At 73.1% G+C, this 12,805-nt stretch carries 13 protein-coding genes; 9 read left to right on the top strand and 4 right to left on the bottom strand.

Features of this window, described 5'->3' with window-relative positions:
* Positions 1-118: 118 nt before the first annotated feature.
* Positions 119-625: a hypothetical protein gene (locus tag ACFUNE_RS32825; protein WP_383575561.1), complete on the top strand. Its 507-nt coding sequence runs from the start codon at positions 119-121 to the stop codon at positions 623-625.
* Here the strand turns inward: ACFUNE_RS32825 and ACFUNE_RS32820 are convergent.
* Complete coding sequence (locus ACFUNE_RS32820) at positions 604-1,938, bottom strand: benzoate/H(+) symporter BenE family transporter (RefSeq protein WP_383575558.1); 1,335 nt, start codon at positions 1,936-1,938, stop codon at positions 604-606. The genes ACFUNE_RS32825 and ACFUNE_RS32820 overlap by 22 nt on opposite strands.
* A 270-nt stretch (positions 1,939-2,208) precedes the next feature.
* Here ACFUNE_RS32820 and ACFUNE_RS32815 point away from each other — a divergent pair, with 270 nt between their 5' ends.
* The 5 genes from ACFUNE_RS32815 (at position 2,209) to ACFUNE_RS32795 (ending at position 7,377) form a co-directional block, all read left to right on the top strand.
* Entirely contained in the window at positions 2,209-3,792 is a 1,584-nt protein-coding gene (locus ACFUNE_RS32815; RefSeq protein WP_383575557.1) for a polymorphic toxin-type HINT domain-containing protein, read from the top strand.
* Positions 3,789-4,667 (top strand): hypothetical protein, encoded by an 879-nt coding sequence (locus ACFUNE_RS32810; RefSeq protein WP_383575555.1) that lies wholly within the window; start codon positions 3,789-3,791, stop codon positions 4,665-4,667. Before ACFUNE_RS32815 ends, ACFUNE_RS32810 begins: the two co-directional genes overlap by 4 nt.
* 190 nt (positions 4,668-4,857) lie before the next feature.
* Positions 4,858-5,301: a hypothetical protein gene (locus ACFUNE_RS32805; RefSeq protein WP_383575553.1), complete on the top strand. Its 444-nt coding sequence runs from the start codon at positions 4,858-4,860 to the stop codon at positions 5,299-5,301.
* A gap of 31 nt (positions 5,302-5,332) precedes the next feature.
* Positions 5,333-6,520 (top strand): hypothetical protein, encoded by a 1,188-nt coding sequence (locus ACFUNE_RS32800; RefSeq protein WP_383575551.1) that lies wholly within the window; start codon positions 5,333-5,335, stop codon positions 6,518-6,520.
* A gap of 83 nt (positions 6,521-6,603) precedes the next feature.
* A complete protein-coding gene (locus ACFUNE_RS32795; RefSeq protein WP_383575549.1) occupies positions 6,604-7,377 on the top strand; it encodes a hypothetical protein in 774 nt (257 codons plus the stop codon).
* Here ACFUNE_RS32795 and ACFUNE_RS32790 read toward each other — a convergent pair.
* On the bottom strand, positions 7,349-7,738 hold the full coding sequence (locus tag ACFUNE_RS32790; RefSeq protein WP_383575547.1) for a DUF192 domain-containing protein: 390 nt from the start codon (positions 7,736-7,738) through the stop codon (positions 7,349-7,351). The genes ACFUNE_RS32795 and ACFUNE_RS32790 overlap by 29 nt on opposite strands.
* A 105-nt stretch (positions 7,739-7,843) precedes the next feature.
* Between ACFUNE_RS32790 and ACFUNE_RS32785 the strand changes: the two genes are divergently transcribed.
* From ACFUNE_RS32785 to ACFUNE_RS32775, 3 genes are all read left to right on the top strand, one after another.
* On the top strand, positions 7,844-8,632 hold the full coding sequence (locus ACFUNE_RS32785; protein WP_383575545.1) for a prepilin peptidase: 789 nt from the start codon (positions 7,844-7,846) through the stop codon (positions 8,630-8,632).
* A gap of 71 nt (positions 8,633-8,703) precedes the next feature.
* Positions 8,704-9,522 carry a class I SAM-dependent methyltransferase gene (locus ACFUNE_RS32780; RefSeq protein WP_383575543.1) on the top strand — a complete coding sequence of 273 codons (819 nt, stop codon included), beginning with the start codon at positions 8,704-8,706 and terminating at the stop codon, positions 9,520-9,522.
* Between the two features lie 103 nt (positions 9,523-9,625).
* Positions 9,626-10,081 carry a hypothetical protein gene (locus tag ACFUNE_RS32775; RefSeq protein WP_383575541.1) on the top strand — a complete coding sequence of 152 codons (456 nt, stop codon included), beginning with the start codon at positions 9,626-9,628 and terminating at the stop codon, positions 10,079-10,081.
* Positions 10,082-10,097: 16 nt separating this feature from the next.
* Here ACFUNE_RS32775 and ACFUNE_RS32770 read toward each other — a convergent pair whose 3' ends face one another.
* On the bottom strand, positions 10,098-11,267 hold the full coding sequence (locus ACFUNE_RS32770) for a winged helix DNA-binding domain-containing protein (RefSeq protein WP_383575539.1): 1,170 nt from the start codon (positions 11,265-11,267) through the stop codon (positions 10,098-10,100).
* Positions 11,268-11,567: 300 nt separating this feature from the next.
* Entirely contained in the window at positions 11,568-12,605 is a 1,038-nt protein-coding gene (mgrA, locus tag ACFUNE_RS32765) for an L-glyceraldehyde 3-phosphate reductase (protein ID WP_383575537.1), read from the bottom strand.
* Positions 12,606-12,805 lie beyond the last annotated feature (200 nt).

Raw genomic sequence — 12,805 nt, 5'->3', positions numbered from 1 at the left:
CACGACCTGGGGGCGGGCAGGACGCGGGCTTCTCCGGACGGAGGTGCCCCGCGCCGGCCGTTCCGCTGGGTCCCCGGGCCCAAGACGGCGGGCCGGTGGGGTCGTTAGCGTCGGTCCCATGATCTCTGTGATCGACCTCGTCGGCGCCGGGGACGTGCCCCCGCCTCCCCGGACGGCCGAGCCGGACCCCCTGCGGGAGCCGGACGCGCTGCGGGAGGCGCAGCTGCTCGACTGTCGTGTGAGTCCGTCGGACTCCACGATCGCCCTGCTCTTCGAGCTGCGCACCGCCCCCCGGTTCGACGAGGGGAACGCCGCGCTCCTGGTGGTGCGCGGCCTGCGTTCCTTCGGATGGGACGCGGGTACGGGGCCGGGGCCTTCCACGGCGATGACGGTGCTGTCCGGCGTGCCGGGCCGTCTGGACGACCTCGTCCGTGCGGAGTTCTCGTTCCATCCGGAGACACGGCTCGAAGTCCTCGGAGAACGGGCCTGCTTCTACGTCCTCGACGTCGAGGGGGCCGGGGGCGTACCGGCCGGACACTCCGAGGGGGAGACGGAGCACGGGCGCGGGCTGCCCCCTTCCTGGGAGTCCCCGTGCACCGTCCTTCAGGCGTCCGGCGCGGGCTGAACGGGGGAGGAGGGCGGGGGCGCGGCGCTGCCGGCGGGCGCTGCCGGTCCCGAGCCCTGCTCCTGCGGCGTCCTGCGGCGGCCGCCGTTGAGCACGAGGTGCGCGATGACACCGGACACCAGACCCCAGAAGGCCGATCCGATGCCGAACAGGGTGACACCGGAGGCCGTGGCCAGGAAGGTGATCAGGGCGGCCTCCCGGTCCTTCTCCTCCCGTACGGCGCCCGCCAGTCCGCCGGACAGGGCGCCGAACAGGGCGACGCCGCCGATGGACGCGACCAGCTCCACCGGCAGCCCCGCGAAGAACGCCACCAGGGTCGAACCGAAGATGCCCACCACCAGGTAGAAGGCCCCGCAGGCGACCCCGGCGACATACCGGCGTCGCGGATCGCGGTGTGCTTCGGGGCCCGTGCAGATCGCGGCGGTGATGGCCGCCAGGTTCACCGCGTGGGAACCGAACGGGGCGAGCACCGCCGACACCAGACCGGTGGAGCCGACCAGGAGCCGGTCGTCGGGGCGGTAGCCGGACGCGGTGAGCACACCGACCCCGGGGGCGTTCTGGGAGGCGAGGGTCGCCAGGGTGAGGGGGACGGCGATACCGATCAGCGAGGCCATGGAGAAGGCGGGCGCCGTGAACACCGGGTGTGCCAGACCGACATGGTCCAGGCGGACATGCAGCTTCGAGCTCGCCGCGCTGCACGCCAGACCCGCCACGAGCGCCAGCAGCACGGCGTACCGGGGAAGCCACCGCTTGCCGAGCAGATAGGCCAGGAGTACGGAACCGGCGATGAGCGGAGTGTGTTCCAGCGAGGTGAACACGTCCGCGCAGAAGGAGAAGAGGACGCCCGCCAGCATGGCGGAGACCACGGCCCCCGGCACGAGCCGCATCAGCCGCCCGAATATCCCGGTCACCCCGATCAGGGCGATCACCAGGCCCGACACCACGAAGGCGCCGATCACCTCGTCGTAGGCGTACGAGCCGATGCTGGTGACCAGGAGAGCGGCGCCCGGGGTGGACCAGGCGGTGACGATCGGCATCCGGGTGCGCAGGCTCAGGGCGATGCAGGTCAGGCCGCTGCCGATCGAGATCGCCCAGATCCAGGAACCGGTCTGCCCGGCGTCCAGGTGAGCCGCACGGGCGGCGGCCAGCACGATCGCCAGCGGACCCGAGTAGGAGACGACCACCACGACGACGCCGGCGAGCACGGCGGACAGGGAGAGGTCACGGAGCAGCCGGGGCCGGGGTCCCGGATCGCCGGGCGGGGGCCGCTCCGCACGTTCCTCTGCCGTCGGTACCGATGAACCGGACGTCATCCGCTGTCGCCTTCCTCCCGCTCCGCACCGGCCGTACGGGTCGTACGGCCGCCCGGAACCCTCGCACGGTCCGCCGTGCGCGCTCCGCCGGGTCCGCCACCCGAGACCGGCCGGCGGCACGGTTTATTTGGGCGCCGGGGGTGCCAGGTTGGGTCCTCGGGCCCAAGACCGCGCGCATGCCCGGTGGTTAGCGTCGCGGGTATGACTGGTCCGGGGGATGTGCGTCGTCGGTTACGTCGTTGGTCGCGGGAGAGGGTGCCGCGGAGCGGGGTGCGTCTGCTCGGGATGCGCCGGGGGCAGCGTGGTCAGGGCGCGATCGAGTACGTCGGTCTGGTCATGGTGGTCGTGGCGATCGTCGGCGCGTTGGTGGCGACGGGGATCGGCGCGGAGCTGACGGAGAAGATCGGCGCGCAGGTGTGCCGGATCGGCGGGGGCGGTGACTGCGGTGGCGGGGGCGGGAACCCCGAGGCCCAGGGGCCGCCGGGTGACGGTGAGCCGGTCGCCGACGACGGATCTCCGAAGTCGCAGACCCAGATCGACTACGACGCCGCACTGAAGGACCTCCAGGACGCTCAGGCGGCGGAGAAGACCAGCTCGGACAAGGCGCTCGAGGCGGCCAAGGAGCTGGCCAGGATCCTCGCGGAGGAGCTGGGGATCACCGACGCGCTGGACTGCATCACCAAGGGCGACATGGGCGCCTGCACGGAGACGTTGATCAATGTGCTGCTCAGCCTGGTGGGGGGCGCGGTCGGGAAGCTCGCGGCGAAGTACGGGGCGCCGTGGAAGTGGAAGAAGGCCGCCAAGCTGATCCAGGCGCTGAAGAAGCACGGCGGTGACCTGTACGACGGGCTGAAGGGCCTGATCAAGAACCGCAAGAAGGTCAAGGACGCCGAGAAGAAGCTCGCGGACGCGCAGAAGAAGCTCGACGCCGAGAAGAAGGACCCGCCGAAGAAGGACCCGAAGGACGACAAGCCGCCGACGTGCCCCGTCAGCCACAGCTTCCCGCCCGGTACCCCCGTGCTGGTCGCCGACGGCGGGCGGGTGCCGATCGAGTCGCTGCGGGCCGGGGACGAGGTGCTCGCCACCGACCCCGTGCGCGGTGTCTCCGAGGTGCGCCGGGTGACGGAGACGTTCACGACTCACGACGACAAGGAGTTCACCCGGCTGAGGACTTCGGCCGGAAGGATCACGGCGACCGACACGCACCCCTTCTGGCTCACCGGCCGGCAGCGGTGGGTGGACGCGGGCGACATCGTGACGGGGGACCGGCTGCGGCTGCCCGACGGCAGGCCGCTCGTGGTGACCGGGGTGTCGCGCTTCACGGAACGGCGGACGACGCACGACCTGTCGGTCGACGGCATCCACGCGTACTACGTCGGAATCGGCGAGGCCGACGCGCTGGTGCACAACAACGACTGCGAGTTCGAGACCGATCCGAGCGTCAAGGGTCCGGCGGCGGGCAAGAAGCTCAAGCCGCCGCACCCCAGGCACACGGTGGCCGGTGCGAGGAACGGCATGGTCAAGGAGAAGAACACCATCATCCTCAAGGGCAACGAGGCGGACGTCCAGAACGACATCAAGGGAATCGCCGAAGGCAGGGCGAAGCTCGTCGACAACGGCAACGCCTACGAGATCAACGGGCGCAAGTACGGGGTGGAGGGGAACGGCCGGACCTTCCCGATCTCCGGCAAGGGGCTCGTGGAGCTCGACAGGAACGAGTACGCCGCGCTCAAGGAGATCGCCAAGGCGGGCGGAAAGACCGATTCGCCCGCTTTGACAAGAGACCCCCGCTTTGCCGACCATCCTGAAGTGGTCGAGAAGGCCAAGAAGGTTTACGACGGGACCTATTCGTGACGGCGATCTACACCTTCCTCACCGTGCACCGGCCCGCGCCGCACACCATGGCGTCGGCGCTGGCCGGAGCGCTCGGTGTCGAGCCCGGGGACGTGGACGTCGCCGACGAGGACACCGGGCGGACCGACGACAGGAACTGGGACGCCCCGGTGCTCTGCACGCATCACTCCGTCGCCGGGGACGTGACCCTCGCCTGGGACGTCTCCGTGTCGGACGCGGTGGCGGCGCCACCGACCGAGGCGGAAGCCGCGGCGCGGCTCGCGGACCGGCTCCGCACGACCGTCCTGTACCCCGCGCAGGAGACGCCCCCCTCGGCGTACTGGGCGGCAGGCCCGGACGGGACGGTCACGCGCGCGCGTCTGGTGGAGGGGGACGGCGACTTCCCGGTTCACCTGGTCGACGCGGTCGAAGCCCCCATGGAGCAGCTCCCGGAGGCCAGGGTCGAGGTGCTGGCCGAGATCCTGCGCGAGGAGCGCGTGGAGACCCCGGTCACCGACGCCTTCGCCGCGGCGGCGGACCCCCACGGCTACGCGCCGGCCACCAGCACGGTGAACCGCGCGCGGGAGGCGCTGCTGCTCTGGGAGCGCATGGTGCGCCGGATCGACGCAGGGTGGCTGCCGACCGGCCGCTATCCCTTCGAGCTCTACGCCGAGGACCTGCGCACCCGCGACGGCCTCGCGGAGCCGGCGGGAGCCGACGACGCGGAACGTGATCTGGTCCGACGGGCGGTGGCCGAGCTCGACGAGGTGTTCCGCCGCCGTACGGAGGACGACGGCGGAGCGCTGCTCGGGCGCCTCACGGGATCGGGCACGGCCGTCGCCGCCCGCGGCTGGTGGTGGCAGCGCCGCCCGTCGGCGCTCCCCTGGGACAGCTGAGACGTCGCCGGAACCCCCGGGGCCGGCAGCACCTCCGCACCGGCCGTGACGGCTGAGGGTCCCGAGTTGGGCCCCTGGGCCCAAGACGGGTGACCGCCGGGTCAATAGCGTCTGTCCCGCAGGTGATCGACGCCCGTCCCGGCGCACCCCCACGGCGCCGGGCCGGGCCGCAACCGGAAGGTGACGGCGCGTGCCGACGGCTGAGCAACTGACCCTGACCGACGAGGAGTCCCGTCTCCTCCAGCAAGGGCTGATGGAATGGTGCGGCCCCGCCCGCTGCACCGAGGAGTTCGCCGTGGCCATGGGCTTCGACAGCGCCCAGGACCTGAGCCGCCGCGGCATGTCGATCCGCGGCGCCCTGGCGGAGAGGGCGGCGCTGGACCCCATGGACTGGGCGCGGGCGCTGCTCGCGACCGAGCTGGCCTTCGCCAGCGAGGTGGTCGGCTCGGGCTACGAGTGGTCCACCACAACTGGCTGGACCGACGACACCACCCTGCGCGTCCTGCGCTCGGCGCAGCTGAAACTGATCCGCACGGTCGCCCCGCTCGTCGGCCGGGGGCTCGGCACCCGCAGCGCCCCGCGCGCGGAGGTGCTGCGGGCGGGAGGAGCGCCTCCACCAGGACCGGCTTGGTGACCGGCACGGCGGCGGGCCCATAATCGGCCGCATGCACGATCAGCAGACGCGCTCCCGCCCGGTGGCGCCCGGAACCCGCGGCACCCGGCACCGCGCCGCCGCCCTGCTCACCGCCGCCGCTCCCGCCCTGGGCGCGTACGCGGCGGTCAGGGCCCTCGGGCTTCTGGTCCTCGCGGTGTGGGCGCCGGCCGCCGGGAAGGACGCCCTGCACCTCCTGGGCGGCCGCTGGGACTCCGTCTGGTACCAGCGGATCGCCGAACACGGCTACGGCAGGACCGTCACCCTCCCCGACGGCGGTGTCCATTCCGACCTGGCCTTCTTCCCGCTCCTCCCGGCCCTGGAACGCGGCCTCGCCGCAGTCACCCCGTTCACCGTGCAGGGCGCCGGGATCGCCGTCGCCTGGCTGGCGGGGCTCGTCGCGGCCTGCGGGATCTTCGCCGTCGGAGCGCGGCTGCACGGCAAGCGGGCCGGGGTGGTGCTGGCGGCGCTGTGGGGCGCGTACCCGACGGCGTTCGTGCAGTCGATGGCGTACACCGAGACCCTGTTCACCGCACTCGCCGCCTGGTCCCTGTACGCCGTGCTCAAGGGCCGTTGGATCGCCGCGGGCGCGCTGTGTGTGCTCGCCGGGCTGACGCGGCCCTCGGCGGCCGCGCTCATCGCGGCACTCGCGGTCACCGCCGCCGTCGTCCTCGTACGGGAGTGGCGGGCGGGCGGCGGGCGGAACCTGCTGCGCCGGAACGCGCGCATGCTGCTGGGGGTCTGCCTGGCCCCGCTGGGATGGCTGGCGTACGTGGTGTTCGTCGCCCTGCGGGAGGGCAGCCCGTTCGCGTACTTCGAGGTCCAGGCGCAGTGGGGCAACAGCATCGACGGCGGCCGGGCGCTGGCCGCGTTCATCGCCGGGCTTCCGCTTCCCGCCGCACTCGGGCTCTGCGCCGCGCTGGGGCTGCTGGGGTGGCTGGTGGTCCTCTGTGTACGGCAGCGGCAGCCGCTGCCCGTGTTGGTGTACGGCATCGCGGTCGTCGTCGTCTCGCTCATCGGCTCCGGTTACTTCGGCTCCCGGCCGCGCCTGATGATGCCCGCGTTCCCCCTGCTGCTGCCCCCGGCCGTCGCGCTGGCAGGAGTGCGCCCGACGGTGCGCGCGGGCGCGGTCGTCGCCGCGGCGGCCCTCGGCTCCGCCGCCTACGGGGCATGGACGCTGCTGGGGCCGGGACCGCCCTGAGTTGGGCCCACGGGCCCACGCGCCGGGATCACCCCGGTTGTTAGCGTGCTGATCCGGTGCACGGCGGTCAGGAGCGGTGAGCGATGAAGGTACGGAGCACTGTCGTGGCGGCGGGCGCGCTCGTCCTCTGCCTGGCGGCCGCCGGCTGCGGGCCGGACGGCGGGGAGGGCGGGGGAGCCGCGAAGAAGACCACCGCCTCACGGACGCCGGCCGCCGGCTCCGCGGACGGCACGGACACCGACGCGCCCGACGCCCCCGCCTCCACGCCGGCCAGCACCGGCGAGACCCTCACCGAGGCACAGCTCGCCGGGGTGGTCCTGAGGACGGGCGAGGTGAAGGGCTTCGAGGTCGCTCCCCTGGAGGGGGCCGACGAACGGGGCACCGAGGAGTCGGAGGACGCGGCCTGCCGGCCGATCACGGCGATCATCAACGGCTCGCCGGAACCCGCGCCCGCCGCCACCGTCTTCCGCACGGCGACGGACACGACGGAGGAGGGCCGGGACGACCAGACCGTCGTCACCGAGATCCTCACCTCGCACCCGAAGGGCGGGGCCGAGGAGCTGCTGCGCTCGGTCCGTGACGCGGTGCGGGCCTGCGCCGACGGGTTCCGCACGACGAGCGACGACGGCCCGTCCACCTACACCGGGGTCCAGGCGCTTCCGGGGGCGAAGGCCGGCCAGGAGTCCTTCGCCTACCAGGTGACGGGCAGCCTGGAGGGCGCCGAGGTACCCCTCGTCTTCCACCTCGTACGGACGGGATCGACGGTCGTCACCTTCTACGCGGCCGGCTTCCTCACGGCGACGCCCCCGGAGATCCCGGCCGCCCTCGTCAGCGCGCAGGCGGCGAGACTTCCGTAGCCGGTACGGAGACCCGCACCCGCGTCCCGGGCCGCAGGCCCCAGCCTTCCATCGCCCCGGCCTCCGCCTCCACCACGTGCCGGGCGCGGAGCCTGGGCAGACCGAGCCGTCCCGGCTTCATCGTGCGCACCGCCAGGACGCCGAACTTCCGGTCCAGGTAGGCCACATCGATGGTGAACCGCATCCGGAAGGTGTGCACGCTCCCGCACGGGGTGATCAGCAGCGCGCCGTCGACACCGTCCACGCCTAGCAGTCCGCGCGCCCGCGCACGGTAGGAGGCCGCTATGCGCAGCGGCACCTCCCGCACCTCGGTGTCCGACCCGACCGTCAGTGTTCCGCTGCCGTTGCGCCATTTCCCCATGGGCACCGACCGTAGACCCCCGGACCGCCGTGTGGGTCCGGAACGGCCGGCAGTGGGCCCCAGGGCCCAAGACCGGGCCGTGCGGGCCGGATTAGGGTCGGATCCGTGGACGCCACACTGATTGCGGTCGCCGCGCTCTGGGGTGCGGTCGCCGGACTGCTGCTCCCGCGCGCCGCGTACCGCTTCTCCGTCGAGCCCGAGGAGCCCTGGCGGGCCGCGTGCCCGGCCGGACACGCGCTCACGGGGCCCGCCGGGGGCTGGCTCGGCCCGGCCAGGTGCGGCGCTTGCGCCGTGGCCGTCCCCTCGCTCCCGGGAGGCGCGGCTCCGCAGGCCCCGAGGCCCCGGCGGAGGGGCTACGCACCCGCCGTCGTCGCGCCGGCGGTCACCGTGCTCGCCTGCGTCGCCCTGGCCGCCGCCACCGGCCCCCGGCCCGAGGCCGTCGTCTGGCTGCTGCTGGCCCCGGTGGCGGTGCTCCTCGCCGTGATCGACCGCCGCGTCCACCGGCTCCCCGACACACTGACGCTGCCCCTGGCGGGTGCCGCCGCCCTGCTCCTGGGGTGCGCGGCCCTGCTGCCCGAGCGCGGCGGATCCTGGACCTCCGCCCTGCTCGGCGGAGCGGCGCTCGGCGGCTTCTACTTCCTGCTCTTCCTGATCAACCCGAACGGCATGGGCTTCGGCGACGTGAAGCTCGCCCTCGCGCTCGGTGTGGCGCTCGGCTGGTACGGGTGGGGCGTGCTCTGCGCGGGGGGCTTCGCCGGGTTCCTGTTCGGCGCGCTCTACGGTGCGGGACTGATGCTGGCGCGCCGCGCCGGGCGCAGCACGGGCATCCCGTTCGGCCCGTTCATGATCGCGGGAGCGCTGGTCGGCCTGCTGTTCGGGGGACTGGCCGCTTGACACACACCCGGCGCACGTATGTACGGAATATCCGGTCGCGCCGGTCCGCGGCGGGCTGTCACCCTTCCCTCATGACCGGATCATCCACACCCCCTGTCCCCTCCGCCTCCGACGCGCGCTTCGACGCCCTCGTCGCGGAGGCCGACGCCGCCTCCGTCGACGGCTGGGACTTCTCGTGGTTCGACGGGCGGGCCACCGAGCAGCGCCCGTCGTGGGGGTACGCGCGCGCCATGGCGGCCCGGCTGGCGAGGGCGAGCGCCGCGCTCGACATCCAGACCGGGGGAGGGGAGGTGCTCGCCTCCGCACCCGTGCTGCCGCCGCTCACCGTGGCCACCGAGTCGTGGCCGCCGAACGTCGCCCGTGCCGCCGCCCTGCTCCACCCGCGCGGCGCCGTCGTCGTCGCGGACTCCGACGAGCCGCCGCTGCCCTTCGCGGACGGTGCCTTCGACCTGGTCGTCAGCCGGCATCCGGTGACGACCTGGTGGGACGAGATCGCCCGGGTCCTGGCCCCTGGCGGCACGTACTTCTCCCAGCAGGTCGGCCGGGAGAGCGTGTTCGAGCTCGTCGAGTACTTCCTCGGCCCGCGGTCCCCCGAGGAGCGCGGCGCCCGGGATCCGCGGCGCGCGCGGGACGACGCGGAGGCGGCCGGGCTGGAGGTGACGGACCTGCGTGCGGAGCGGCTCCGCATCGAGTTCCTCGACATCGGCGCCGTCGTCCACTTCCTGCGCAAGGTCATCTGGATGGTGCCCGGATTCACCGTCGGCGCCTATCTGCCGCAACTGCGCTCTCTGCACCGGCAGATCGAGCGGGAGGGGCCCTTCGTCGCGCACAGCGCCCGCTTCCTGATCGAGGCACGCAAGCCGGTTTTCTCGTCAACGGGCCTACGTTGAGGGCGTCTTCACAGACCGCGGATGCAACGGCATCACCTGCCCCTCCGTCCTACCCATGAGTAGTGCGACCCTGGTGGTTGAGCGCACAACGAAGGAGCAGGTCATGTCGGTGGGAAGGGAAATGCCGGGCGAGGAGATCAGCGCTCCCGCCGGCCGGCCGCGCCACGGGAGGGCCGACTGGCTCACGGGCGCGCGGATCGCCTCCGTCCAGGGCCTGTTCTACCGGCCCGAGGGCCGCGCGGGGGAACCCGAAGCCGTCGAATTCGTACTGGAGGGCGGCCAGTCGGTCCTGCTGACCTGTGCCTCCGACCGGACGCTGAGCATCACCTCCGGTGCCTGGCCCGTCCTTCCCGACTGGTGTGTACCCGCGGGGCAGTGGCAGTTCGAGCAGCTGAGCAGGCTCCCTCCGCCCCCGTACGGCGGTGCCTGGACCGTCACCGGCACGCAGGAGCGGCGCGACGAGTACGGCGAGGTGCGTGAGGCCGTGTTCCGGTGCGAGAACGGCGACTTCGTGGTCCTCGGCGGTGACACGGTGGCGATCCGCTTCGTGCCCCGCTGAGCCCCGCGAGCCCGCCCTACGCGTGACCGCCCACCGTCACCTCTCCCACCGTCAGCTCCGGGGTCCCCTCCAGTACCTGGCCCAGGTGCTCCACCTGTGCCTCCAGGGCCCGCGTGCGCCCTGCGTCCAGAGGGCCCAGCGGCTCCACGGTCACCGCGATGCGCTTCCCCGAGCGCCGTTGGTGCCACACCCCGGCGACCGTGCCGTCCACCAGCAGCACCGGGAAGTTGCCCGCCTGGCCGCCGGCCAGCGCCCGCTCCCGGGCGGCGCCCGGGAAGAGCCGCTCGCGGGGCCGGGAGGCGATGGTGAAGGCGTCGAAGTAGGGGAGCAGCCGCACCCCGCACGGCCCCGCCGAGGGGAACAGCGTGTCGCCCGCGACCACCCAGGCCGCCCCGCACCCCTCGAACACCACCTCCTCGATCGCGCCCGCCCGGGCCAGGTCCTCGAAGAGCTGCCCGGCCCAGCCGCGGGGCGCCGCGAGCCACTGGGCGAATTGGGCGGGCGTGGCGGGCCCGTACGCCCTCAGGTAGCGCCGCACCAGCGCGGCGGTCGCCTCCGGGCCGGGCACAGGGACGGTCCCCGGGTTGGTGTAGGTGGCCTTCCGGCCCCGGTTCGGCGCGTAGCACAGCGCTCCCCGGTGGCCGGCCAGGTGCAGCACCTGCCGCCACCGGGGCCACATCCCCTGGAACGCGGGCATCACCAGGTCTCCCGCCCAGGGGCCGGTGCGGCCGACCACCTCGTCGGAGAGCTCGTCGATCGTGAGTTCGGCGCCGGTCAGGGCGTCGCCCACCGCCGCCACCACCGCCTCGACCTGCTCCGGTGTCATCCGGGCTCCCTTGGGGAACGGGCTGCTGCCGCTCGGCACGGCCGACAGGGCCCCGGTCCACATCGGCAGCTCCTCGGCGGGCAGCAGGTGCACGGTTCCGCGCGGGCCGAAGGTCTTCACGAGCGTCCGGTCGGTCCACAGCGCCGCCCGCACGTCCGTGCGCGTCACCCCCGGAGCGCGGAGCCCCACCGAGAGTTCGGCGGCGGAGAGCACCTGCGCATGGGCCCCGAGCATCGCCGCGACGGCGCCGGCGGCCGTGCGGGCGCCTGACGGGGAGCTCCCGGAGAGGCCCTGCCGGTCGAGACGCCGGGCGTTCGCCCCGGACCAGGTCACGGTGGTGCTGCGGGCTCGTGTCGTCATGGGCCGAATGTAGGGCGCCTACAGGACGGAAACTGTCCTGTAGTGCCCGCCGGACCCGCCTGCGGGCACTCCCGCAGCGCAGTCCGGCGAATTCGGAGAGTGATTATTCGGTGGCGTGGCACCCAGCATCACTTACGAAGGGTTATGGTGGAAACCCCCCCTCGGGCCGGTCCGTACCCCCCCCCCCACGGACCGGCCCGTTTTTTTGTGCCCGGACGCGTTCCGGATGTGCGGACCGTGTGCGGGACCGGTGGCGACTCCCCGGTGAGGCAGGGGAATCCGCCCCGGAGCGGGGGTGCGTCAGCCCCGGTTGGCCCAGATGTTGGTGCTCGCGGTGTCCACCGCGAAGGTGTCGATCTCCTTCAGCTCGGCGGCGGTCAGCGCCGGCGCGGCGAGCGCGGCCACGTTCTCCTCCAGCTGCTTCACACTCGACGCGCCGATCAGGGCCGACGTCATGCGGCTGTCGCGCAGGACCCAGTTGAGCGCCAGCTGCGCGAGCGACTGGCCGCGCCCCTGTGCGATGTCGTTGAGCCCGCGCAGCCGGCGGACCATCTCCTCCGACAGCAGGCCCGGGTCCAGGGACTTGCCCTGGCTCGCGCGCGAGCCCTCGGGGATGCCCGTCAGGTACTTGCCGGTGAGCAGCCCCTGGGCGAGCGGCGCGAAGGAGATGCAGCCCATGCCGGCTGTCTCGAGGGTGTCGAGCAGCCCGTCGGACTCCACCCAGCGGTTGACCATCGAGTAGGAGGGCTGGTGGATCAAAGCCGGCACGCCCATCTCCTTCAGGATCCGGGCCGCCTCGGCGGTCTGCGCCGCGTTGTAGGACGACACACCGGCGTACAGCGCCTTGCCCCGGCTCACGGCGGAGGCCAGCGCCCCCATCGTCTCCTCCAGCGGGGTGGCCGGGTCGAAACGGTGGGAGTAGAAGATGTCGACGTGGTCGAGCCCCATCCGCCGCAGCGAGGCGTCGAGCGAGGAGAGGAGGTACTTGCGGGACCCCCACTCGCCGTACGGGCCGGGGTGCATCAGGTAGCCGGCCTTGGTGGAGATGACGAGTTCGTCCCTGTACGGGGCGAAGTCCTGGCGGAAGAGCTTGCCGAAGTTCAGCTCGGCGGAGCCGGGCGGCGGGCCGTAGTTGTTGGCCAGGTCGAAGTGGGTCACACCGAGGTCGAAGGCGCGGCGCAGGATCGCCCGCTGGGATCCCAGGGCGCGGTCGTCGCCGAAGTTGTGCCAGAGGCCGAGCGAGACGGCGGGGAGCTTGAGCCCGCTGCGGCCGGTGCGGCGGTACTCCATGGAGTCGTAGCGTGCGGTATCGGCGAGGTAGGAGAGGGAATCAGTCACGTTTCACTCCTTATCACGGACTTGTGACAGGCCGGGTTGGGCCCTCGTGACCCGTCCGCAGTAATGTGGCGGCTTCGGGACCTGCCGATCCGCGGCGCGAGAGCGCGGACCGCACGGCGATCCCCCGGGGGGCGGCCCCGGACCCCCCGGTGAGGGGGAGGGCGGGCCTCAGGCCCGTACGGAACCGAGAGGGTGAACTC

Source organism: Streptomyces sp. NPDC057287 (assembly GCF_042667905.1).
Taxonomy (GTDB): domain Bacteria; phylum Actinomycetota; class Actinomycetes; order Streptomycetales; family Streptomycetaceae; genus Streptomyces.
This window is presented reverse-complemented; position numbering and strand designations above follow the sequence as displayed.